20 protein-coding genes and 1 pseudogene are annotated in these 22,570 nt (G+C 67.6%); 10 read left to right on the top strand and 11 right to left on the bottom strand.

Annotation, left to right across the window (positions count from 1 at the left end):
• Positions 1 to 70: 70 nt before the first annotated feature.
• The 5 genes from BFF78_RS18240 to BFF78_RS18220 all read right to left on the bottom strand — a co-directional run bounded on the left by BFF78_RS18240 (position 71) and on the right by BFF78_RS18220 (position 5,461).
• On the bottom strand, positions 71 to 1,102 hold the full coding sequence (locus BFF78_RS18240) for a hypothetical protein (RefSeq protein ID WP_069779334.1): 1,032 nt from the start codon (positions 1,100 to 1,102) through the stop codon (positions 71 to 73).
• Positions 1,090 to 1,743 carry a hypothetical protein gene (locus BFF78_RS18235; protein WP_069779333.1) on the bottom strand — a complete coding sequence of 218 codons (654 nt, stop codon included), beginning with the start codon at positions 1,741 to 1,743 and terminating at the stop codon, positions 1,090 to 1,092. Before BFF78_RS18235 ends, BFF78_RS18240 begins: the two co-directional genes overlap by 13 nt.
• A gap of 282 nt (positions 1,744 to 2,025) precedes the next feature.
• The gene (locus BFF78_RS18230) at positions 2,026 to 2,316 is read right to left on the bottom strand and encodes a hypothetical protein (RefSeq protein ID WP_069779332.1); all 291 of its coding nucleotides are present in this window, start codon (positions 2,314 to 2,316) and stop codon (positions 2,026 to 2,028) included.
• 12 nt (positions 2,317 to 2,328) lie between these two features.
• A complete protein-coding gene (locus BFF78_RS18225) occupies positions 2,329 to 3,435 on the bottom strand; it encodes an SMP-30/gluconolactonase/LRE family protein (RefSeq protein ID WP_069779331.1) in 1,107 nt (368 codons plus the stop codon).
• A 19-nt stretch (positions 3,436 to 3,454) separates the two neighbouring features.
• Entirely contained in the window at positions 3,455 to 5,461 is a 2,007-nt protein-coding gene (locus tag BFF78_RS18220; protein WP_069779330.1) for a hypothetical protein, read from the bottom strand.
• Positions 5,462 to 5,966: 505 nt separating this feature from the next.
• Between BFF78_RS18220 and BFF78_RS46235 the strand changes: the two genes are divergently transcribed.
• A complete protein-coding gene (locus BFF78_RS46235; protein WP_159033021.1) occupies positions 5,967 to 6,239 on the top strand; it encodes a WXG100 family type VII secretion target in 273 nt (90 codons plus the stop codon).
• Between the two features lie 105 nt (positions 6,240 to 6,344).
• Here BFF78_RS46235 and BFF78_RS18210 read toward each other — a convergent pair whose 3' ends face one another.
• From BFF78_RS18210 to BFF78_RS18185, 6 genes are all read right to left on the bottom strand, one after another.
• Entirely contained in the window at positions 6,345 to 10,787 is a 4,443-nt protein-coding gene (locus tag BFF78_RS18210) for an FtsK/SpoIIIE domain-containing protein (RefSeq protein ID WP_069779328.1), read from the bottom strand.
• 107 nt (positions 10,788 to 10,894) lie between these two features.
• A complete protein-coding gene (locus tag BFF78_RS18205; protein WP_159033020.1) occupies positions 10,895 to 11,497 on the bottom strand; it encodes a hypothetical protein in 603 nt (200 codons plus the stop codon).
• A gap of 122 nt (positions 11,498 to 11,619) precedes the next feature.
• Complete coding sequence (locus BFF78_RS18200) at positions 11,620 to 13,122, bottom strand: C2 family cysteine protease (protein ID WP_069779326.1); 1,503 nt, start codon at positions 13,120 to 13,122, stop codon at positions 11,620 to 11,622.
• Positions 13,123 to 13,126: 4 nt separating this feature from the next.
• A complete protein-coding gene (locus BFF78_RS18195) occupies positions 13,127 to 13,444 on the bottom strand; it encodes a hypothetical protein (RefSeq protein WP_069779325.1) in 318 nt (105 codons plus the stop codon).
• Between the two features lie 216 nt (positions 13,445 to 13,660).
• Positions 13,661 to 14,704: a hypothetical protein gene (locus BFF78_RS18190; protein ID WP_069779324.1), complete on the bottom strand. Its 1,044-nt coding sequence runs from the start codon at positions 14,702 to 14,704 to the stop codon at positions 13,661 to 13,663.
• A complete protein-coding gene (locus tag BFF78_RS18185) occupies positions 14,692 to 15,342 on the bottom strand; it encodes a hypothetical protein (RefSeq protein WP_069779323.1) in 651 nt (216 codons plus the stop codon). Before BFF78_RS18185 ends, BFF78_RS18190 begins: the two co-directional genes overlap by 13 nt.
• A 395-nt stretch (positions 15,343 to 15,737) precedes the next feature.
• On the opposite strand from BFF78_RS18185, the gene BFF78_RS18180 reads away from it, so the two are divergent.
• The 9 genes and pseudogenes from BFF78_RS18180 to BFF78_RS18140 all read left to right on the top strand — a co-directional run bounded on the left by BFF78_RS18180 (position 15,738) and on the right by BFF78_RS18140 (position 22,562).
• Positions 15,738 to 16,472: a hypothetical protein gene (locus BFF78_RS18180; protein WP_069779322.1), complete on the top strand. Its 735-nt coding sequence runs from the start codon at positions 15,738 to 15,740 to the stop codon at positions 16,470 to 16,472.
• A 17-nt stretch (positions 16,473 to 16,489) separates the two neighbouring features.
• Positions 16,490 to 17,377 (top strand): annotated as a pseudogene (locus tag BFF78_RS18175) (hypothetical protein); the annotation flags it as partial.
• A 269-nt stretch (positions 17,378 to 17,646) separates the two neighbouring features.
• Positions 17,647 to 18,954, top strand: coding sequence for a CpaF family protein (locus BFF78_RS18170; protein WP_069779321.1), 1,308 nt, complete (start codon positions 17,647 to 17,649; stop codon positions 18,952 to 18,954).
• Positions 18,955 to 18,956: 2 nt separating this feature from the next.
• Complete coding sequence (locus BFF78_RS18165; protein WP_069779320.1) at positions 18,957 to 19,901, top strand: type II secretion system F family protein; 945 nt, start codon at positions 18,957 to 18,959, stop codon at positions 19,899 to 19,901.
• A complete protein-coding gene (locus BFF78_RS18160; protein WP_069779319.1) occupies positions 19,898 to 20,821 on the top strand; it encodes a type II secretion system F family protein in 924 nt (307 codons plus the stop codon). The genes BFF78_RS18165 and BFF78_RS18160 overlap by 4 nt, the downstream gene beginning before the upstream one ends.
• Before the next feature lie 80 nt (positions 20,822 to 20,901).
• Positions 20,902 to 21,153, top strand: coding sequence for a hypothetical protein (locus BFF78_RS18155; protein WP_069779318.1), 252 nt, complete (start codon positions 20,902 to 20,904; stop codon positions 21,151 to 21,153).
• A gap of 22 nt (positions 21,154 to 21,175) precedes the next feature.
• A complete protein-coding gene (locus tag BFF78_RS18150; protein ID WP_069779317.1) occupies positions 21,176 to 21,637 on the top strand; it encodes a TadE family protein in 462 nt (153 codons plus the stop codon).
• Positions 21,637 to 22,104, top strand: a complete 468-nt coding sequence (locus tag BFF78_RS18145) for a TadE/TadG family type IV pilus assembly protein (protein ID WP_079161370.1) — start codon at positions 21,637 to 21,639, stop codon at positions 22,102 to 22,104. The genes BFF78_RS18150 and BFF78_RS18145 overlap by 1 nt, the downstream gene beginning before the upstream one ends.
• Positions 22,101 to 22,562, top strand: coding sequence for a TadE/TadG family type IV pilus assembly protein (locus tag BFF78_RS18140; RefSeq protein ID WP_069779316.1), 462 nt, complete (start codon positions 22,101 to 22,103; stop codon positions 22,560 to 22,562). Before BFF78_RS18145 ends, BFF78_RS18140 begins: the two co-directional genes overlap by 4 nt.
• Positions 22,563 to 22,570: the final 8 nt, after the last annotated feature.

Raw genomic sequence — 22,570 nt, 5'->3', positions numbered from 1 at the left:
GATGCTGACGGTGCGGCGCCGTCGAGGCCGACGAGGAGGGCGAAGCCCGTGGTGCGGCTGTCATGACCGATCACCGGTTGACTGCCTGGATTTCCTGGACGGTGACGTTCTGAGTGGATCCGAAGGTGCCGTCGGGAAGGTCACCACCCGCGCCGCCGCTTCCCGTCCAGTGGATCTTCCAGGTGATCGTGGCCTTGAGCTGGTACGAGCCGTCACCCGAGGAGCGCAGGTACTTCACGCCGCAGGGCGGGGTCTCGTCCGCCTTGCCCTTGGCGTACGGCTCTCCGATCCGGCCATTGTTGATGTCGCACACGCCGGAGGCCGGGTAGGTCTCGGCATCCGGCGTACCGGGGTCGATCTTGAGGGACGTGGGCTCGGCTGTGGTGGTTGCGGAGATGCCCAGTACGGGGACGGACGCGGTGACCGAGACGGGCTTGAACTGGGCGCCGTCCAGCCAGGCCCAGGTGGGGAGGTTGACCTTGGTCGTGCCGTCGGGGGCCAGGGTCACCTTGGTGCCGGGGACGCGGATCTGGGCGTAGGCGAGTTCGGCAAGGATCTCGGGGGTGATCGCCTCCGGGATGTCGGCCGGCGGGGGATCACCCTTGTCGACCCAGAAGATGGGCTTGTCGCACTTGTCCCAGCCGGGTGGGAAGTCCTCGTTGACGTACGAGTCCCACCAGTAGCCCTTGCCGGCCTTGTCCTGGTTGAAGTCCTTGTACGGGTGGCCGTTGACGTAACGGTCGCGTTGGGAGGCGTCCCACTTATCGCCGGTGGAGCCCGCCTCCCAGATCGGCTCCAGGTACGCCTTGAGCTTTGCGGGAGTGTACTTCGGGGCGTACCAACAGGCGGGCGGGGTCCAGGAGGTGGTGGGGGTGACCGGGCCGACGGAGCCGCCGGTGCCGTTCTTGGAGCGGTCGAAGACGACTCCGCCGGCCGTGGACGAGAGGGTCCCATCGTCACTGGCATTGCCGTGTTGTTCGGTCTGGCCTTCATTGCCGTCGCCGCCCCGTCCGCCGGCGTAGGCCGCCTGGGAGATGAACACGGGAACGCAGGCAATCGAGAAGACCGCCGCGATCCTGGCCAGCTTCCTTACGGCTGGCATACCTTGGCTCCCCGGTTCGAGACGATGTTCGTGGTCTGCCAAATGCCCCGGGAGTTCTTGGTGAGCTTGGTGTGATAGAGCACGTAGCTGTCGGCGGAGGTCGGAGTGTTTTCGACCTTTCCTGTCTTCTTGTTCTTGAGGAACGACTTGCTCTCGTCGGAGCAGTAAGTGACGTATGCCGCACCGGCTCCGGAGAGAGTGACCTTGCGGTCGAAATACCGGGTCTCGCCGATCCAGGTGTGGTCCTTGTCGATGTACCCCTGCACGTACGTGATTGCTGCGTCCAGGGCCTTGCCGGCGTTGTAGAAGCCGAGAGCCTTGGTGCTCGTGCTTCCCTTGAAGATGGCCTCGTCCACGGAGTTGACGCTCAGTGCGCTGTCCGCGAGGACGGCGTCCTTCGTGGCGTCGCCCGTCTTCTGGTCCTGGAAGACGTTCTTGGCGTAGGACGGGAAGCTGATCTCCGGGCGGTCGGCCGTGCTGGAGGCCGAGACACTGGGCGAAGCCGCTGTCGGGCCGCCCGTGTCCGCGCCGGTGATCTTGCTGTTCTTCGAATCACCGCCGCCGCTTCCACCGCAAGCCGCCAGCAGCAGGGCTGCGGACGCGGTGAGCGTGGCGGCAACGGGCAACGAACGGCGCTTCACAGTGGGCTCCCCGTGAGACAGACGTTAAGTCAAGAGCACAGACGGTATCGGTGTGCTTCTCGCCTTGGCCAGAGCGAACTTCCTTGTAAATGGGGCAGTTTCTGGGCGTATTGGGACCGTGGGTGTGCGATGTGTCTTGATCTTGGGCGAACCGATGACGGCCCCGGTCGCGCGAGGTGCTCGCGGGGCGTGGGTGGTCACCACCCGGCGGAACAGCGTTGACCGGTACGCCCGGTGTGGATCAGGCCGGCGATCCAGCATCTGGCTACCCGTGGCGTCGCCTTATGCACCGCCACCTGTCCTCTTGCGGTCCATGGACGCCTGCTTCTCCTGAGCCTTGGTGACCAGACGGTTCTCCTCCGCGGGATAGGAGTCGAACAGTTTGCTCAGGGCGCCCATGCGGCCCTGGAAGTCGGTGCCCCACTTGTCGGCGGCGGGACCCACCCATGTCTCGCAGCCGATGAGGTTGTTGACGGCTGTGATGGCGGAGCGGATGTTCGAGACGGACGACTCGATCTTGTTCATGTCCTGGCGGCAGAGAGAGCCGAGTTTGTCCTCGTCAGGTATGCCCATCGATGATCCCCGTTACTTGATGCCGATTTGTAGAAGGTAGTGCTCGTTTCCGCCGAGTACGAGTTTGCCGTCCCCGTATCCGAGGGACCAAGGCAGTGCGCACGGCAGCTTCTTGGCGTCCACCGGGTGCTTCAACGTGCAGGCCTGGGTGTCGGCAGTGTTCCCGTGCGCGTCGTACGCGGAATGCGCCACCAGGTCGGCTTGTCCGGCGTGGAGGTGGAGGACGTAGGTCCCTTTGCTGTCGCGGGCGACGACGTAGATACCGTCCGCGCCGTCCGCGGTAAGGGCTGCGATCTCCAGGTCGGCGGGCTTGCCCTGGACGCCCTCGACCGACCGGGGCAGCTCGATGGGGGTGGTCTTTCCGTCTCTGCGGATGACCAGGATGTCCGCGACGTGAGCGTACGCAGACGTGTCGGTCGGAGCGCTGGTGACGTAGACCGTGCCATTGCGGTCGACTGCGGCGTTGCCGGCGAAGAACAGCGCCCTGGTCTTCCGGTCGGCCGCGGACAGCTCGTACACCCGGGTGAGGCGCCCCTTGGCCAGCGACCAGACGACATCGCCGTCGAGCAGGATCAGCGCTCCGTCGGGGCGGACTCCGACGGGTACGACAGGACTGTCACCGAAGGTGAAGCCGACGGCCGCGGCTGCCTCCGGCACCGGCGCGGTAGCGGCCCGGGCCTTGCCGGGTCTGCCCGCCAGGACGCTGACCTGCTGGTCCCGGCCGTACTTCTGGATGCTGTGGTCCTTACCGAAGACCAGGGAACCGTCCGGCAAGGCGACTAGTCCGGACGAGCCGTCGGTCAGTCCGGGCTGCAACGACTCAATCTTGCGGTCTTTGGTGATCCGCTGGATGCCCATCTTCAGCACATAGACCGTGCCGTCCGCTGTGACGGTCAACCCGTCGAGGTCACCGTTGAATTGGTGGCCGACCGGCCCGGAAGGATCGTCATGTACCAGGACCGCCGCCTGCCCCTTGCCCGGCGCCTTCCAACCGCCGCCGCCGCTGTCGTCGCAGGCGCTGGTACCGACGAGAAGACTGACGGTGGCCAGCAGCAGAAGACCACGGCGGGCACGGCCGAAGCCGCGCGCCCTCGTCGCCGGAGAATCGGACGTAAGCACCTGCGAAACCTCGCTGTTCCTAGTCGGCGCTGCGCTTGTAGCTATTCCACATGTCGTCAAGGGTCTGGTCGGGCAGATCGTTATCCGCTCCCTTCACCTTATGTGCCCACCACCAGTTGAAGTCATCGAGATCCTTTGTGTTCTTGCGGAACGTGATGTTGCCATCGGCCCACTCGGGGTGATTCGGCGGGGGCTGGATCTTGCCCGCACGGATGAGGCCCTCAGCAAGAGGTACGCTCATGGCGGCGGCGTCGTCGAACTTCGGCCCTTGGGAATTGGCCTCGGCATTGGCGGCGTTGTTCGTCGAGAACATGCTGTCCGCGTATGGAATGCCAGCCCAGATCGCCGCCTGGACCCACGGCCTCAGCGCTGAATCCTCCGGTGCCGGGACCGAAGCCATGCCGCTGGAGATGATGTTGAACCAGAGCAGCGCCTTGGTGTGCTCCGCGTCCGTGAGGGCGGCGGCGTCCAGATTGACCTGCTTGCCGGCCCGGAACACCTCACCGCGCAGCTCCCCAAGGTCTCGCAGGTGTCTGGCGACGTCGGCGTTGTCCAGTGGCTGCCGCGCTTGCAGGCTGATCTGTGCGTTGATCGACTGAATGACGTTGCCGGCCTCGTCGCCGTTCTGCATGATTTCGCTGAGGAAATCCTGGGCATTCTGGCGGCCCACCACGATCTGGCCGTCCTGCGCGTAGGCATCCTGCTTGCTGGTGGTTCCTGTCGAATCCGCGAAGTCGGTCACGTAGGCCTGGAAGACCGTCGACAGCGTCTGCGTGATGCCCTTGTTGACCGGGTACTGCGACTTGTCGTAGTTGTCCTTGTTCTTTTCCTTGGCGTACTCGGCCGCGCCAGCGTTGATCACGTTCGCGGCGGCCTCTGCCGACTCCTTGGCGTGGTCCTTCCGGTCCAGGGTCGCCAAACGGATGACGGCGGCGGGGAACTTGGCGTCATCGAAGGAGGGCTGGCCGGGAGTAGCCCATTTATCGCTGACCAACGCCGCGGCGTGATTGGCGCCGTCCTTCCCGGTGAGTACCAAGCGCGACGCGTCCGCGTTCTGGCTGAGGCGCTGCATGAGGGCAAGGGATGGGTCGTTCGCGTCGATGGCGGCGATGTTCGTATCCTTCACGTCGCTGGTGCCATCGGTGCGGTAGTCCACGTTGAGGCCGAGCGACTTGTACCAGTAGTTGCCGTTGTCATCCTCGACATAGCCGCCGGGACTGTAGAGGCCGTCGCCCTTCACGTGGTCAGGCCGCATCGGGTTCTTCTGGCGCCAGTCGAGCATCGCCCCGCCGACCGCGGACAGGACGTGGGGATCCCATTTGTCGCCGTCCGGGCCGTACTTGAAGAGCATGCCGACGGACCACATGTCACCGCCGTCCGGCTTGGTCAGCTTGTCCACGCAGTCCGGCGGCAAGGTGATCTTGCCGGCCTGGGCGAGACTGGTCGCAGCCTGCACGCCCTGGCCGAACTCCGCGACGATCCCCTCGGACTCCTTCGACAACACGACACCGTCGTGCGTGCCGTCCTGCTGGTGCAGGACGCGGGCGGCGCGAGCGGCTTGATCCATGCCGTTGTTGGCCATGAAGGCCTGTAGATACGCAGGGTCGTCCTGGTGGTCGGCCAGCGACTGGGCGATCTCCGCGATCGTCTGACGCGACGTCGGATCCTTCGGGTTGTCCAGCGCCTGTTTCAGGTTCTGTGCCTCCTGCTGCGCCTCGTAGGAAACGTTGATCTTCGAGACATCCCAGGGAATGTTGATCCAGTCCTTGTGTGGGTCGTTCGGATCGACGAACCGTGGGCCGTGCAGTAGGTTCAGTGCCTCGTCGGCTCGTTTGGCCATGTCCCGCGCGTCGTCGTGAACCTGGGCCACCTGTTGTGTCAGCAGGGTCTGGTTGATCGTTCCGTCCCACTCGCTGAACAACTTCCGGATGTTGGGCGCCTCACGTGCCAACGTATCCGCGAGATCGCTGAGTTTGTTGGCCAGCAGACGTACCCGGTGCGGATCGACTCCCGTGAACTCAGACATGGCGGCTTCTCCCCGTTTGGCAGCATTTCCGCCGGCATCCGCTGCCGACAGCAACATGCAGGCCGAGACTATCTCCTGCCGCGTCGGGGATGTCCTGGACGGGTCAAACGGTGATCAAGGCTGCGTCGTGATTCCGTGAAGGAGATGCACAGAGTCACGCACACAAAGAGCAACCAGGCGCCCAGACCCCACATCCCTTTGGGTGCAGAATGCGTCATCTTGGTCGTGCCCTGTCTGGCCTTCTTGGTGCTTGCCCATTAATATCCCCATCTGTCGCATTTCGATGCTGTCTTGGGGGTTGCCCTTCAGTTTCTACGTTTTCCGGTTTGAGGTGTGTTTCGCTGTTGGAGCGACACGATGGCAGGGAACCAACGGGGCTATGAATGACGTCTGTTGTCGAAGAGTGCAACGGCTCGGTTGTTTCCGCAGTGGCGTAGAGTACGGTGCCACGCGCGGACGACGGGTCCGCGACAAGAGTTCTCGATACGGGGAGGAGCGGTTAGCCATGGCAATGAGCGGTGCCGATCTCGAGGCGCTCAACAAGCTGGTCAATCACTTCAAGAGCCAGAAGATCAACCTGGAGTCGGTGTTCTCCGGTCTGAACTCCGCTTCTGATGAGAGCCATGCGTACTGGACCGGTCCGCTGGCTGACAAGTTCCGTCACGAGTGGACCTCGATGAAGCCGCACCTCCAGAAGATCGTGGACCTGCTGCACGAGGCCCACCAGGCCTCGCACACCCACCACGAGAACATCCGCCGGGCCACTGCCGGTCACTGAACCGGCCGTGTGCCACGGACTTCTGTTCCGGCCCGGGGCGTGCCGTCCGATCGTTTCGGACGGCACGCCCCGGGCTGTTCCGCTGTCCGGACCCGGCGCGGCCGATCAGTCGCCGATGACCGCCTGAACCTGGATCATCGAGCCGCCCTGGACCAGGATGCCCCGGCCCGCAGGACCCGCCGTGCTCGTGCGGGGCAGGCGAACGCCGAAGAGCTGTTCGCCGGCGTCCGGAGTGGGGGCGAGGAGGAGGCCGTGGCGGTTGCGGCGTGCCTCGACCACGAAGCCGCGGTACTGGGATCCCAGGGTCTCGGCCGAACCCGCCGCGATGACGGCGTGGTCGCCGTCCAGGCCACTGCGGACGACCTCTTCCAGACCCTCGGCCAACGCGGAGTCGTAGAGCAGTTCCGCGTCGTCCACGAGGACCGCGTACCGCTCGGTCGACACCGGCGACAGAAGCTCGGTGAGGTCCTGCTGCGAGGCGTCGCCGTTCAGGACACCGAGGACGCCGGGCTCGCCTTCCAGGTTCTTCAGAGGCGAGCGCTTCGGGGTGACCAGCACCACGGGTAGCCCGCGCCGGGTCAGCGACCGCGCCATCGTGATCAGCGTGCTCGACCGGCCCGACTTCGGCGGGCCGGCGATGACGAAACCGGGACCGGCCTCGGACAGGTCGGCGCCCAGTGGAGCCAGTTCGTCGCCGCCGACGCCCACCAGGGCCCAGAGGTCCGAGGTGGGGGCGAACTCCGGGTCGAGGGCGAGGGCTTCCTTGGCCGTGCACCGGATGGGCAGGGCGTCGACCCGCATCGGCCGGAGCCGCCGTGGCGGCCGTGGGTGGATGCGGGCGGCCTCGGTGGCGATCTGCTGTAGTGCCTCCACCTGGGCCTTGCCGGCCGGGTCGGCAGCCAGCAGAGCCAGTTGGCATTCCTGGACGCCCTCGTCCGTGAGACGCAGAGCGCGGCCGGGCGGCATGTCCTTGGGCACGGAACGCGGATTGATGCCGACCATGCCGTAGTCGTTGGGGTCGGTGAGCCGCAGGATCAGCCGCTCGCCGAAGGAGCTGGTCACCGAGCCGGTCGTGCCGCTGCGGTCGGTGGTCATCACCACGCGCAGGCCGACGGCGGGACCCTCGCGGAAGAGGCGGGTGATGGCCTCGATCAGCTTGCCGTAGTCGTAGCCCTCGAAGGTCGAGACGTAGCCCTCCCAGCCGTCGAGGAGCAGCACCATGTACGGCAGTCTGTCCTCGCCCTCGGCCGATGCCCGCTGTTCGGCCACGCTGGAGACGCCGAGGTGGGCGAGGAGTTGCTGGCGTCGTGTCACCTCGCCCTGGAGGCGGCCCAGCAGCCGTACCAGGCGTTCGGTCTCGTCGCGGGTGACGATGCCACCGCAGTGCGGCAGCCGGGTCAGCGGCAGGAGGACGTTGGCTCCGCAGTCGATGCCGTAGAGGTGGGCGTCGGACGGGGACGTGTTCGTGGCCAGTGAGGCGGCGATCGTCCGAAGTGCCGTGGAGCGGCCGGAGCGGGGACCGCCGACGATCAGCAGGTGCTCGCCGTTCACCAGGTCCAGGCTCAGCGGCGAGCGAGCCTGGCGGGATGGGACGTCGATGACGCCGAAGACCGCCAGTGGCAGGTCACCCTGCGTGGGACCGGCTTCCTGGCCCACGTCGGCGACTGTGACGTGCTCGGGCAGCGGAGGCAGCCACGGCCTGTGCGGCTCGCCGAAGCCCATGCGCCGGGAACCGTCCGCGATGGCGTCCACCAGCACCGCGAGATCCGTCACCAGGGTGCCGTCGTCGCCGTCGTCGGCTGCCTTCGGCAGGGGACGGCCGATCGAGTGCCAAGGGAGCGGGAACAGCCCGACGGATGGCCGCGACGACTGTCCGGGCCGCCGGCCACCGATGCGGGCCGACTGCACCGCCACCAGCGCGTTCGCACCGGAGCGTACGTACATGCGGCCCGGGGTCGACTTCGCGATGCTCCCGGCGTCCGGGGCGTCGATGACGTCCGCGGACTCGTCCCTGTTGGTCACGCGCAGTGCGATGCGCAGGTTCGTGTTGGCGCGGATGTCCTGGCTGACGACGCCCGCGGGACGCTGCGTGGCGAGGATCAGGTGGACACCGAGAGAACGGCCCCGGCGTGCGATGTCGACCAGGCCGGCGACGAAGTCGGGCAGCTCGGCGACCAGCGCGGCGAACTCGTCGATGATGATGACCAGGCGGGGCATCGGCTCCAGTTCGGGGCGCAGCTGCCTGGCGTCGGTGTAGTCCTCGATGTCCTTCGCGGGCGCGGCGCGGAGCAGCAGTTCCTCGCGCCGCCTCAGCTCGGCGGCGAGCGAGGCCAGGGCGCGTTCCGTGAGGTGTGCGTCGAGGTCGCTGACCATGCCGACGGTGTGCGGGAGGCGCGAACAGTCCAGGAACGCGGCGCCGCCCTTGTAGTCGATCAGAACGAAGTTCAGGGCGTCGGGCCGGTTGTGGACGGCCAGCGACGTGATGAGGGTCTGCAGCAGCTCCGACTTACCGGCACCCGTGGTACCGGCGACGAGACCGTGCGGCCCGTCCTGCCGGAGGTCGAGGAAGAAGGTTCCCTCGGCTCCGACACCCACCGGAAAGCGGGTGCTGGCACCCCCGAACCGCCATATCTGCTCGATGGCGGCGCCCGTCGGATCGGGCATCTGCAGCAGGTTCAGCAGGCGCGCCGCCGACGGCAGTGCGCTGTCCGCGTCGTCGCGGCTGACGTCGCGTACGGGGGCCAGCGACCGGGCCACCAGCTCGCACCACTCGCGGGAAACCTGATCGGCCAGCACCTCACCCAGTGCGTCGAGCCTCGCGCCGCGCAGCACCACGCGGTCGGCGGAGCCCATCGGCCAGCCGATCGCGACGCGGCACTCCTCGGGCAGCAGCCGCTCGTCCTCGTCCACGCACAGGGCGAACATGCCGTACAGAGGCCCCTCCTGCAGCAGCTGGGGCACGCCCGGCACCCGGCGGAGCAGCCGTGCCCCGTCCAGGACGATCAGGACGTGCGGGTCGGGCCGCAGCTGGCCCATTCCGCCCGCCGGGGTGGCGGCCTCCTTGCGGCGATTCAGCTCGTTGAGCAGTTCGGTGACGCGTCGCCCGATGGTCTCGGAGTCCGTGCCGACGAGAGAAACGCAGTCCTGTCCGTTGCGCGGAGCGGTGTGGGGCAGCCAGTGAGCCCAGCTCCATGCGTCCCCGGCATCCGGCGCGGAGGAGAACACCACGACCGACAGATCGCGTGGGCTGTGCAGGACGGCAGACTGGACCGTCAGCCAGCGGGCGCAGGCCAGCGCCTGGGAGCGGGCTCCGGCCAGACCCACTACGCCCAGTTCGGTGAACGGCAGCGGGACCGGCACGTCGTGTACGAGCGGCGGCGCGGGCGGCCCGTCATCGTCCTTCGTGCGAGAGGCCGCGAGCTCGATGTTCGCCGGGAGGTCGGCGACGCCGACGCGCAGCACCAGGGCGTCGGGATCGGTGAGCCTGCGCTCCCACAGGCGGCGCCGGGGGCCGGTCGCGAACAGCAGGAGGGAAGCGGCGTCGGGGTAGGCATCGCGGCGGGCCCTCTGATCCGCGGCGCACAGTCGAGCCAAGTCCTCGTCGTACTTGGCCTTCTGGGCTTTGTACTCCTTCACCGTGGTGCGGTGCTTCTTCTTGCCCTCACGGTTCTGGCTGACCCATTCGCCGGCCATCATCACCGGACTCATCAGACAGAACAGCAGCGTGTACGTCTGCTTGGTCATGAGGTACATGACCACGCCGAAGATCAACGGGGTGACGGAGGCGATCAGTTGGAAGCGGTGGCGTTCGGCCTTGCCGGGAGGGTCCGGAACCACCAGCCTTGCCCGCGGTGGCAGTGAGCTCAGCCGGGGCGGGCGGTTGTAGGCCAGTCCGCCCTCGCCCATCGGTGCCAGGTGAGCGTCGGGCTCGACCGGGTTGTCAAGGACCAGGAGTGAGCTGCCGCAGGTGACGAGTGCGCCTCTCGGCCACTCGCGCTCCCCGACGACGGCCTCGCCGTCGAGGAGCACCTCCGCATCCGCCGGTCCCGGCGCCAGGGTGACCCGGCCGTCGACGGCGACGCTCACGCGCAGCGCCTCGTGGGGGAGGCGGGGATCGGGGACAGTGATGGTGCAACCGGGCCCCGATCCGATCGTGGTCACACCGGCGGCCAGCCGGGCGACCCGTCCGGCGCCGGGCCCTCCGGTGACCCGTAGCTCGTGCCGCCCGGACGGTTCACCCGACCGCAGAAAGGGACCGATGGCGTCGTCGACGGATATCCGCATGCCGTCGCGGAGCACGTCGCTCGCCCGGGCATCGGGCTCGCAGTACTGCCCGTCGGCCCACAGACCCGGTGCGGCGGGTGCCGGTGCACCGCCGAACCGCGGGTCGTACGGGCTGTGCGGCAGCGCTGTGACGGTGGTGGGGACGGGTGCGGCCGTGGGCGCCAACGCCTTGGCCACCTCGTCGACGCTCGCGTCCTCACCGAAGTCGAGGATGACGTCCTGTGGATCCGCGCCCTGTCGGACCACCGTCACGGACACCCGCATAGGCCGTGTTCCTTCCTGGGGACCCGTGGCACTGCCACGTTGACATGCCCGCAAAGGTTATCCGGCTCGGCCAGCGGCGCATCCGTGCACCTCAGCGGTTCAACCTGCTAGGCGTCACCGAGTTGCTGCAGGTCCACGTACCCCGCCTTGAAGTCTGGCGAGTTCATCTCGACGTTCATGTGTCCGGTGTCGATGGCCGCGACCTTCCACAGCCGCCCCGCAATCTCGACGGTGCTGCCGCTGCGTACATCGTCATAGAAGGCAAGCTGTCCTTGGCCCGGAGCCGTCACGCTGATCGAGGCCCGAGCCGGACCACCCTGGATGTCGGTCACGACGGCACCCATGGCGGGCCCGTTGTCGGGCACGTGCCAGCGTAGCCGCCAATGACCGTCGTGCGTCGTCGGCCACTTGGCCATGTGTGCCCCCTGGCTCGTGCCGCTGTGGTCTGGCGTGGTGAGGACCACGCGGTAGGTGCAGATCTGAGTGACCTCGTACGAGCGCCCCTTCAGGGTGATCTTGCGTCCCGCTGACACGGTCTGCTTGGCCTCGTCCACAGACAGGACCGCGGTGCGGTGCCGCCCGTTAGCGCCCGCTTCGTAGTAGATCACCTTGCCGCCGCCCGGCAGCGCGGTCGTGCCGCCCCGCAGGACGTGCAGGCCCTTGGCGTCCTTGCCGCCGTCGCACACCGGGCCCTTGTCGGCGGCCGGCACGGGCTGTGGTGACGAGGACGACACCGAGGGGGCCGTGGTGTCCGAAGTCTTCGGACCGCCCGTCGTGCCGCAGGCGGCCAGCAGTAGTGTGAGGCAGACGGCCCAGCTTGGTTTCGCGATTCTCATCTCGCCACCTGCAACTCCTGTGGGGTGTTGAAGTATTTCTCGTACTGGTCTGGCGTGGCCTCGACGTCTGCAGCGCCACCACCCCATGGATTGCCGAGGATGATCTTTCCGTCGGGGGTGAATCCCTTGACGTAGAAGACATGTCGGCTGACGAAGCTGCCCTTCCACTCGTTCGGTACGTCCTTGGGGTCGACGGAGCCGGTCGCCACAATTACCGGGTGATGCGCCTCGAAAGACTTCTTGATGGCATCGAGGTTGTTGTCGAGCGATTTGGAGTCGTGACCAGTCACATATGGCGGGGCCATGTTGGTGTTGTCCCACTCGGTGGCACCGTAATCGCCCTTCTCTGCACGGTCGTAGAGCTTGTCGCCCTGATGATTGTCCGGAGTTCCACCCTTGTCGCCGCCGTACATCAGAGCGAACGCCTTCTCGTAGTAGGCGGGCCAGGTCTCTCCGGTTCCATGGGCCGACACCAGGTTCCCGTTCTGGTCCATCGGAAGATCGGGGGTGACGGTGACCCAGTGCTGATTGCCGTCCTTGTCCCAGATTCGGACATCCACCGTGCCGTTGGGGTTCTGTTTGATCCCTTCAGCGATGAACTTTGGATTCGCCTGGGCTGTGGCGGTGAGGGACGCGATGTACCAGCAGTCCGCGAACTGGCCCTGCGAGATGCTGGACGCATCGACCTTGCCCGGTGTGGCGAACAACGGCTCCGTGGGCATGCCGTAGTGCATGCCCTTCACGCCCTCGTTTAGCTGGGAGTTGTATCCCTGAAGCCATGCGTCGGTCGTGTCGAATCCCGGCTGAATTCCGGGGAAGGCTGCCTCCAACTTGGCCCAGTGCGACGGCCCCGCCTTCTTCAGCAAGGTGCTCAAGTGGTCGCGGAACTCGCCGTCGGGTATGCCGTCGTGGGACTCCCACCACCACATGCCGCTGTCGTCGGTCTTCTTCGCCAGATCGCCGTAGCGGCGGAGATCCTCGGCCGGAACCTTGGCAAGGAAGGCGTCGAGTTCGGCAGGGGTAAGGGCGTTGAGTTCATCCTTGATCTTGTCCAGATCGTCACGGTTGCCATCGTCGCCGAAGTCCTTGCCGTCCAGTGCGGCGATGTCCGCCAGAGCGTCGGTGATCTTCTTCTCGTCCGGGGCGTTCTCATCGGCGAAGGCGAGCGCCGGGTCGATGGCGTACCCCTTGGCGAGGAGTTCATTGCACTTCTCCAACTGGTCGCAGCGGCGCGTGATCGAGTCGGACATGTCGTGCAACTCGGGGCCGAGTGCCCCTGGTAGGGTGCTGCCGCCGAAAGGCCAGAAGAAGGAGAAGGGGTTGCCGACCAGCGGTTCGAGGGCCGGGCTCGTGGTGGCGGGTTTCCCACCGAGCAGGCTTTGGGCCTGGGTCAGCACCGTGGAGATGTCGCTGTGCAGTTTGCCCGCATTGTCGCCCAATGTCTTCAGGTTGCCCCCGAGGCTGCGGATCTTCGGGATGTCGAAGCCGGCGAATGGCATTAGCTCACCCGCCCGGTTTGTCGCTCTTGGCCTTGGCCGCTTCCTCATCGAGGTTGCGTGCCTCGGTCTCCCAACGCCGGGCGTCGGCCATCAGATCACTGGCCATCGAGTGCAGTGAGCCCTTGCGCGCGCCGAGTGTGGCGGTGGATGCCTCTGCGAACGGTCCCTTCCATATGGCAGGGCCCGCTTGCGTCACCGCGTTGTCGAGATACGGCCCGAGCGACCCCGCAAGGGCCCGCGCCTTGCGGGCGCACTCGCGCAGGTCATCCGCCCGCTTCTTCAACTGCGCGGGTGTCTCGCCCGGTTCGTCCGCTCTTCCCATGTCAACCCCGTAGTCGATCGGCCGCCAGGAACTGCGGGCAGATGTTAACAAACGTACGAACCGATCGAGTGAGACAATAGTGGATGGCCATTGCTGAATGATTTCCAGAAGCTGCTTATGGGAGAGGTTCAGCGGGCAGCATGGACGCGTAAGAGTGCGCGAACTCCTGCGAGTCAGCGCCCTCGGCACCCGTGCGTGGCTGGTTCCGCCGAAGCGTTAGCGGTTGACCGACTGGACCTCCTGGACGGTGACGTCCTGCGTCGTACCGAAGGCCCCGTCAGGCAGGTTGCCACCCGCGCCGCCGGTTCCCGTCCAGCTGATCTGCCAGGTGATGGTTGCCTTCAACGGGAATGTGCCGTCCCCGGAGGACCGGAGGTATTTGATGCCGCAGGGCGGATCCTGGTCGGCCTTGCCCGGGGCGTAGGCCTCGCCGATGGAGCCGTCGGCGTTCACCGTGCACTCACCCGAGGCCGGGTAGGTCACGGCGTCGGAGGTTCCCGGTTCGAGCTTGAGCGCGATCGGCTTGGCTGTGGTCGTGGCCTGGATGTTCAGCCCCGGCACATTCAAAGATGCTGTCACTGAGACGGGTTTGAAGGCGGCCTTGTCCAACCAGGCCCAGGTGGCCAGGTTGACCTTGGTCGTGTCCTTGGGGGCCAGGGATACGTGAGTCGTCGGCAGCCGGATGCGGCTGTAGGCCAGCTCGGCGAGAACCTGCGGGGACACGGCGTTCTCGACCTTGGGGGTCTCCCCGTTCTTGACCCAGAAGGGCAGCTTGTTGCAGTCCCAGGCGCCAGATTCGTCGAGACGGCTTGAGTCCTGTTCCGACACCCACCAGTTTCCCTCGTCCTTTTTGGCGAGGTTGTAGTTCTTGTATTCGCCGTTCTTGTACTGATCGCGTAGCTGTCCCGTCGCTACTTTGGCGTAGTCCGGCTGGGACGGGTCGTCGACGACTTTGTTGTAGTCGGCTTCCATGAGCTTCGCGAACTCTTCGGCAGGGATGGGCTCGTACCAGCAAGCCGGTGGGCTCCAGTCACCAACGGGCGCCAGGCCCGGTGACGCGCCCCCGCTGCCTCGAGTGGAACCCGAAAACGAGATGCGCGACTCAAGAGATCCATTCGACTGATTTCCGCTGGTCTGGTAGCTGCCCTGGGAGGGTCTGCCGTGCCCTCTGTCCGCGAATGCGGTTGACGGCAGCAGAGCGAGTGCGGCAGCCGTACCGGAAACCAGCAACCACTTCCCGTGCGTCTTCACGGCGTGCATTTCGCGCTACCCCTCACGGAAGCCAGCATGCTGGCTTGCCAGACGCCCTGTGCGTTCTTGTCCATTCGGGTGTTGTAGAAGACATAGGACTTGTTGGTCACGGGCGTCTTGTCGACCTTGTTCGTTTTGCGGTTCTTGTCGTATGCCTTGCTTTCGTCCGAGCAGTACGCGAGCCCGATGGACCCCTTGCCGTACTTGGTGAATTGCGGATCGTAATAACGCGTCGTGCCGGTGATGGTGTAGCCATCGTCCGTGTAGCCCTTGATCCAGTCGGCCGCGTCGAGCAGGGCTTTGCTCGTGTAATAGAACGGAATCGCCTTGGAGTTGAGATCGTTGTTGGCGATGGCGGCATCTGTGGCGTCGATGCGTCGCTTCGCATCCTCCAGCGCGGCTGCCTCGTCCGGATCGCTGGAGTGCCAACCCTCGAACACTTCCTTCACGTCCGAGGGCAGAGTGACGTTCGGCCGCTGAACCGTGTCCGCCGACGATGAAGGTGAGGACGACGGCGTGCTCTTGCCGGTATCCGCTCCCGTGATCTTGGCATTGCTTTTTGAGCTGCCCCCACCACCACAGGCCGTCAGAGCCAGGCTTGCCGCTGCGGCGGCTGCGACGGCGGCGGGCAGAGTGCGGCGCTTCACAGTGGACCCCCGTGAGACGACAGTTCAGTCAGGAGTATCGACGCTACAGGCGGGGTTCTCGGTTTCGCCAGTGTGAGCCGACCGCAGGAGACAGGGGGCTGAGCCTGCGTCACACAAGTCCCCGTCTGGCGTGGCCGGCTTTCGTGAGTGAATTGTGCAGGCCTGGTGGGTAGCGCGTGAGGGGCCGGTCTCCTTCCGGTCTGTGAGGACGGGGAGTCGGGACGCGCCTTGAGGGGCCTATGTGCGGCTGATACGGTGCGATGGCTTGACACTCGCCCGTGCGCTGGGTACCGAATGCGCCGGATCGGCGGAGTGTCCCGGACGTGTGTGAACGTCCCGGTGACGAGCGGAATTTGACAGGCGAGACTTTTCTTGGGTGTACGGGGAGCGGCTGCGTGAAGATCCAAGAGCGTACGGGGGCGAATGCCGGTCGTTCCGCCGCTCCGGCTCAGGCCCCGGCAGGTGACCGGTTGCCCACGCCGCCGCGGGAGCGTAAGCCCGCCCTGGCCGCGCTCGCGGTGCTGTTGATCCTGCTCGGTGCGCTGGGCGCGACCACGCTCGTGCTGCGCGCCGGGAACCGGATCGAGGTCGTCAAGGTGACGCAGCCGATCCAGGTCGGGCAGTCCGTCGACACCAGCAACTCCACGTCCGTGATGGTCGCCGCCGACAACAGCATCGACTATGTCCGATGGGACCAGTTGGACACCTTGAAGGACTACAAGGCGCGGACCACGATCTACCCGGGCACGATCGTGGTGGGCCAGATGTTCACCAAGGGCAACGTGCTGCCGGCCGGCAAGGCCGTCGTCGGTGTGTCCCTCAAGGAGGGCCAGTACCCGGCGGACATCCAGGCCGGTGACACCGTCGCCGTCTACAACGTCGGCAGCGCGACTTCCAGTTCGAGCAAGACCGGCACCGGAACCGGCACGGGCACCGGCACCGGTTCCTCCGCCGGCAGCCCCATCACCACTGCCAAGGTGGGTTACAAGAAGGACGGCGGCGACGCCACCATCAGCACCGGCAACCTCTCGCTGACCCTGATCGTCGACCAGTCCGACGCCGCCGCCGTGGCACGCGCCGCCTCCGACCAATCGGTCGCCGTCGTGCACGTCTCCGGCTCCGGCAACTAGAAAGCGGCACCCACCCCATGGCGCTCATCGCTCTCGCCGCCGACAAGGGTTCCCCCGGCGTCACCACGGCGGCCGTCGCCCTCGCCGCGGTCTGGCCGCGCCGCGTCCTGCTCGCCGAGACCGACCCGGCGGGCGGCGACCTCGTGTACCGCAGTACCGCCGCGCACGGCGGGCCGCTCAACCCGAACACCGGCCTGCTGTCGATAGCCGCGACCGCCCGGCGCGGCCTGGTGCCGGATCAGCTGTGGGATCACGTCCAGCCGTTGAGCGGCGGACTCGAAGTCCTCGTCGGTCTCGGCGTCGCCGAGCAGGCCGCCGGGCTGGCCAGCCTGTGGCCGACCCTCGGACACGCCTTCGCCTCCCTCGCCGACTCGCCCCACGCGCCCGCCGACGTCATCGCCGACTGCGGACGCATCAGCGGGGACACCCCGGCCGTCGAACTGTTCCCGCACGCGGCGCTCGTGCTGCTCCTGTCGCGTACCGAACCGGAGGCGCTGGCCCGGGTCCGGGACCGGGCCGCCCACCTGTCCGCGCGGCTGCACGGAGGGTCCCGCGGTGCCGCCGCCCTTGCCACCCCGCTCATCGGCGTCGTGCTGATCGCCGACCCGGCCGGCAGCGGCAAGCTCGTCAACCAGGTCAACGACATGCTGGTGCACGCCCAGACCGGCGCCCGCGTCGTCGGCACCCTCGCGGACGACCCGGCCGGCGCCGACATGCTCGCGGGTCGTAAGCGTGGCCGCCTCGACAAGTCGCTGCTGGTCCGCTCGGCCCGCAAGATCGCCGCCGACCTGAACCAGCAGTACGGCGCCGCCTGGGCCGTATCCGCCCAGGCCCAGCAGGCCCACCAGGCTCAGCAGGCCCAGTACCGACAGGCCCAGCAGGCCGGCCGCGACCAGGGCCAGAGCCAGGGGCAGCAGGGGCAGCAGGGGCAGCAGGGCCGCCACGAGCAGGCTCAGCAGTCCCGCACAGCCCAGCAGGCCCACCAGGCCCACCAGGCCCAGTACCCCCAGCCCCAGCAGCAGACCCTGCACCAGCAACCCCAGCAACCCCAGCAAGCCCCGCAACCCCAGCACAGCCGGCCCCAGCCGTCGTACCAGCCTCCCCAGGGCCAGCCTCCCCAGGGCCAGCCCCAGCCCCCGTACCCGTCCCAGCAGGGCCACGCGGGAGCCGGCCGATGACCGCTGTCGACCACCAGCTGGTCAAGCGGTTCCGGCAGGACGCCGGTGACCGGATCGCCGAGCAGCGGCGGCTGGACCAGGCCAGCGGTGTCACGCCGATGTCCACGGAGGACGAGCGGCAGTACGCCCGCGCGGTGATCGCACAGATCCTGGAGGAACACGCCCGCGCCGAGATCAACGCGGGCCGTGCACCGCTGGACGCCGAGACCGAGGAGCAGTACGCCGCCGCCGTGCACGCGGCGCTGTTCGGCGTGGGACGGCTGCAGCCGCTGCTGGACGACCCCGAGGTCGAGAACATCGACGTCAACGGCTGCGACCAGGTCTTCGTCGGCTACGCCGACGGGCGCGAGGTCACGGGCGAGCCCGTGGCCGAGTCCGACGAGGAGCTCATCGAGCTGATCCAGGTGCTCGGCGCCTACTCCGGCCTGTCCTCCCGGCCCTTCGACGCGGCCAACCCGCAGCTGGACCTGCGGCTGCCCGACGGATCCCGGCTCTCCGCCGTCATGGACGTCACCCGGCGGCCCGCGCTGTCCATCCGCCGTGCCCGCATGGGCAAGGTGTTCATATCCGACCTCGTCGGCAACGGCACGCTGACACCGGAGGTCGCCCATTTCATGGCCTGTGCGGTCCGGGCCCGCAAGAACATCATGATCGCCGGTGCCACCAACGCCGGCAAGACCACCCTGCTGCGGGCGCTCGCCAACGAGATCCCGCCCCACGAGCGGCTCATCACCGTCGAGCGTGCCCTGGAGCTCGGCCTCGACACCTTCCCCGACCTGCACCCGAACGTCGTCGCGTTCGAGGAGCGGCTGCCCAACTCCGAGGGACAGGGCGCCATCTCGATGGCGGAGCTGGTGCGCAGGTCGCTGCGCATGAACCCGTCCCGCGTCATCGTCGGCGAGGTGCTGGGCGACGAGATCGTGACCATGCTGAACGCGATGTCGCAAGGAAACGACGGCTCGCTGTCCACGATCCACGCCAACAGCTCCAGCGAGGTCTTCAACCGTATTTCGACGTACGCGTTGCAGGCGTCCGAGCGGCTGCCCATCGAGGCCAGCCAGATGCTGATCGCGGGCGCGGTCAATTTCGTCGTCTTCATCCAACGGCGCAACAACTACCAGACCGGCGGCCGACTGCAGCGCATGGTCACCTCCGTCCGCGAGGTCAACGGCGTCGACGGCCGCGTGCTGTCCAGCGAGGTCTTCGCCGAGGCCCCCGACGGACGGGTCGTACCGCATGCGCCCATCGCCTGCCTGGAGGACCTGATGGCCCATGGTTACCGGCCCCACGGAACCTGGGGGTGAGCATGGACTTCGGTGCACTCGGCGCCCTGTTCTCGACCACGGTCCTGTACTCCGTCGGCAGCGGCGTCACCGTCGGCGGCGGTCTCGCGCTGCTGCTCATCGCGGTCCGCGGCCTGCCCGCGAAGCCCCAGCACGAGAAGCAACGCGCCAACGAGCGCGCCGCCGAACTCATCCGGTTCGCCGGGCGGCGCGGCACGCTCGCCGGCGTCATCGGCCTCGTCGTGCTGCTGCTCACCCGCTGGGCGGTGGCGGGCATCGCCGCGGGCGTCCTCGTCTTCTTCTGGGACCGGCTCTTCGGCGGTGCCGCGCAGGAGCGCACCGCCATGCGCCGCGTGGAGGCGCTGGCCTCCTGGACCGAGTCCCTGCGTGACACCATCGCCGGCGCCGTCGGCCTGGAGCAGGCCATTCCCGCGTCCGCGCGGGCCGCCGCCCCGGTCCTGCGGCCCCACCTCGACGCACTCGTCGACCGGCTGCGCGCCCGCACCCCGCTGCCCGAGGCGCTGCAAGTGCTCGCCGACGAGATCGACGACGCCTCCGCCGACATCATCGTCGCCGCGCTGATCCTCAACGCCCGGCTGCGCGGCCCCGGTCTGCGGCAGGTGCTCGGCGCGCTAGCCAAGTCGGCGCGCGAAGAGGTGGACATGCGCCAGCGGGTGATGGCCCAACGCGCTTCCACCCGGCGCTCGGTACAGATCGTCGTCGCCGTGTCGGTCGCGTTCGTCCTCGGACTCGCCGTCTTCAACCGGGACTTCGTGGCACCGTACGGCACCCCCGTCGGACAGCTGGTCCTCTCCCTGGTCTGCGCCCTGTTCGCGCTCGGGTTCTGGTGGCTGCGCAAACTGTCCGTCATCGAGACTCCCGAACGCTTCCTGGTCCGGGACGAATCCGCGGTCCTGTTCGTACGGCCACGTACCCCGGCGGCCCAGGAAGAGGGGGTAGGGGGATGAGTCTCACGCTGCCGATCGTCGTCGGCGTCGTTTTCGGTCTGGGCGTCTACGCACTGATCCGTGCTCTGATGCCCACCAGGCGCAGCGCGGTCGCCCAGGTCGCGCGGATCGACGCGCTGCGGGCACGCGGAACGGCGTACGAGTCCGCGCGCCAGACGAAGGACGCCCAGGGCCGGTTCGGCGCGCTGCGCGCCCGCATCGGTGCCCGAGTGTCGGAGTTCTACCTCCAGCAGGGCTGGGAACAGCGCTCGCTCCGCGCCGACCTGGCCGTCCTGGAACGGAGCTGGGAGCATTTCCTCGCGACCAAGGTGCTGCTGGCGGTGACCGGTCTGATCTTCGGGCCGTTCCTGTTCGCCGTGGTCTGGACGATGGGCTTCGGCTCCAGTCCGGTCATCCCGGTCTGGCTGGCCCTGGCCTGCGCGGCACTGTTCTTCGTCCTGCCCGATCTGGAGGTACGGCGGGACGCGGCCGACAAGCGCCGGGACCTGCGCCGGGTCATCGGGGCGTACCTGGACCTGGTGTCGATGAGCCTGGCCGGCGGCCGCGGTCTGCCGGAGGCGCTGATGGCGGCGGCCGAGGTCTCCGACGGCTGGGCCAACCAGCGCATCCGCAATGCCCTGGCCGACGCCCGGATCACCGGGTACAGCCAGTGGCAGGCACTCGGCATGCTCGGCGAGGAACTGGGCGTGGAGGAGCTGAAGGACCTGTCGGCGTCGCTGGCCCTCGTCGCGGACGACGGTGCCAAGGTGCGGGAGTCCCTCGCCTCCCGCGCCGAGACCATGCGGCATCGCGAACTCGCGGAGATCGAGGGCAGCGCGGGCGAGAAGTCCCAGTCGATGCTCGTGGCCCAGCTGCTGCTGTGCGCCGGGTTCCTGGTGTTTCTGATCTTCCCGGCGGCGATGCGGGTGTTCCAGGTGTGAGCCGTCTTCCCTAGGTGCTCCCTAGGCGTGTGAACCGACTGCCAACTGCTGTATCGAGAGGACAAAGGGGACAACCCACAATGACAGCACGGAATTTCAACACCGGCATCCCGGCGGTGGACTTCCTGGTCGCCTTCCTGCGCGGGCGCGTCGAGCGCGCCCGCTCCGGTGAACTGGACCGCGGCGCCTCGGCGGTGGAGTGGGTCATCATCTCCGCGGTCGTCGTGGCGATCGTGGGCGTGGTGGCCGCCATCATCAACGAGGCGCTGAAGGGCGGCGCCAACAAGGTCGGCAACTGCATCAAGGGCGCGAGCGCGGACAAGACCTGCTGAGCGGCCGTAGGACGGGACGGGGATGACGGGGGTAGGGGTGAGCCTCGGCAAGTGGGTGCGCCGCCGGGCGGAGGCCGCGCGTGGCCGGACCGCCGACTCCGGCATGACCGCGATCGAGTTCGTGCTGCTCACGCCGGTCCTCTTCTTCCTGATCTTCGCGACCGTCCAGTTCGCGCTGTACTTCTTCGCGGACCACGTGGCCCAGGCCGCGGCCCAGGCGGGCGCCCGCAAGGCCCGCGCCACGGCGGACGAGCAGCCCGGCGCATGGCGAGGCGAGGCGCGGGACGTGGCCGACTCCTACATCCGCCAGCTCGGTCCGCAGCTGGTGCTGGCACCGGACGTACAGACGGTCCAGCCGGAGCAGCACACGGTCGGAGTGGAGATCTCGGCACGGGTACCCACCGTGTTCCCGGGCCTGGACCTCACCGTCCATGCGCGGTCGGTGGGGCCGGTGGAGCGGTTCGTGAAGGAGAACGGGAACTGATGCTCTCCGGCCTGAGAGAACCGGTGCGTTCCTGGCTGAGGAGGCGGCGCGCCTCCTGCTGCGGTCCGGCCGCCGACCGGGGCCTGTCCACGGTCGAGGTGGTCATCCTCGCGCCCGTGATGATCCTCTTCATCCTGGTGCTGGTGGCCTTCGGGCAACTCGTCGACGGGCGCGGTGCGATCGACGGCGCGGCACGGGACGCGGCACGGGCCGGCTCCATCCAGAAGGACCACGCGCTCGCGATGTCCGAGGCGCGCAAGGCCGCGGAGTCCGATCTGGCGGACGTCTGCTCCGGCCCGGTCTCGGTGGTCCAGACGAGCAGCGGCTTCAACCCGGACGTCGACCCGTTCTTCACGGTGGAGGTCAGCTGCCAGGTCAGAGGCCTTGCCATGCTGGGCCTGGACGTGCCGACCCGGCTGTCCGCCCGTTTCTCCTCCTCGCTGGACCCGTACCGGAGGTCGGCGTGAGAGACGTCGTACGCACCTGGTGGCCGGCCCGTCTGAGCCGCCTGGACGACCGGGGTTCGGGCGCGGGCGCGGTCATCATCTTCGCCCTGCTCTTCCTGTCCCTGGCGGCCTTCGTCATCGATGGCGGCCTGTCCATCTCCAAGCGGGAACGCGCGGCGGACATCGCGGAACAGGCCGCCCGGTACGCCGCCCAGGACATCGACAAGAACGCCCTGTACGAGAACGAGGGCGGCTCGGCGCCGATCAAGTACCAGGACTGCGACGCCCGGGTGAAGGCGTACGCCCACGAGATGGGCATGAGCGCGGCGGACATCGGCGCGACCCACTGTGTCACGGCCGACGCCGATCACGTGGAGGTGGAGGTCCAGCTGACCTACCAGCCCGTGTTCACGGGCCTGTTCTACGGCGGCGACGTGGTCGTACACGGCCGCTCGGCGGCCAGGAACGAGGTCGGCTGAGCCGGGCG

This window comes from Streptomyces fodineus (assembly GCF_001735805.1).
Taxonomy (GTDB): Bacteria; Actinomycetota; Actinomycetes; order Streptomycetales; family Streptomycetaceae; genus Streptomyces; species Streptomyces fodineus.
Note: the sequence above shows the minus strand (reverse complement) of the source record. Positions and strands in the feature narration are given on the sequence as shown.

Coding starts and splice junctions, on each gene's coding strand:
- BFF78_RS18240 (WP_069779334.1), bottom strand. CDS start 1,102: ATGCCAGCCGTAAGGAAGCTGGCCAGGATCGCGGCGGTCTTCTCGATT.
- BFF78_RS18170 (WP_069779321.1), top strand. CDS start 17,647: ATGACCGCTGTCGACCACCAGCTGGTCAAGCGGTTCCGGCAGGACGCC.
- BFF78_RS18200 (WP_069779326.1), bottom strand. CDS start 13,122: ATGCCATTCGCCGGCTTCGACATCCCGAAGATCCGCAGCCTCGGGGGC.
- BFF78_RS18150 (WP_069779317.1), top strand. CDS start 21,176: ATGACGGGGGTAGGGGTGAGCCTCGGCAAGTGGGTGCGCCGCCGGGCG.
- BFF78_RS18195 (WP_069779325.1), bottom strand. CDS start 13,444: ATGGGAAGAGCGGACGAACCGGGCGAGACACCCGCGCAGTTGAAGAAG.
- BFF78_RS18210 (WP_069779328.1), bottom strand. CDS start 10,787: ATGCGGGTGTCCGTGACGGTGGTCCGACAGGGCGCGGATCCACAGGAC.
- BFF78_RS46235 (WP_159033021.1), top strand. CDS start 5,967: ATGGCAATGAGCGGTGCCGATCTCGAGGCGCTCAACAAGCTGGTCAAT.
- BFF78_RS18220 (WP_069779330.1), bottom strand. CDS start 5,461: ATGTCTGAGTTCACGGGAGTCGATCCGCACCGGGTACGTCTGCTGGCC.
- BFF78_RS18145 (WP_079161370.1), top strand. CDS start 21,637: ATGCTCTCCGGCCTGAGAGAACCGGTGCGTTCCTGGCTGAGGAGGCGG.
- BFF78_RS18165 (WP_069779320.1), top strand. CDS start 18,957: ATGGACTTCGGTGCACTCGGCGCCCTGTTCTCGACCACGGTCCTGTAC.
- BFF78_RS18190 (WP_069779324.1), bottom strand. CDS start 14,704: ATGCACGCCGTGAAGACGCACGGGAAGTGGTTGCTGGTTTCCGGTACG.
- BFF78_RS18160 (WP_069779319.1), top strand. CDS start 19,898: ATGAGTCTCACGCTGCCGATCGTCGTCGGCGTCGTTTTCGGTCTGGGC.
- BFF78_RS18155 (WP_069779318.1), top strand. CDS start 20,902: ATGACAGCACGGAATTTCAACACCGGCATCCCGGCGGTGGACTTCCTG.
- BFF78_RS18230 (WP_069779332.1), bottom strand. CDS start 2,316: ATGGGCATACCTGACGAGGACAAACTCGGCTCTCTCTGCCGCCAGGAC.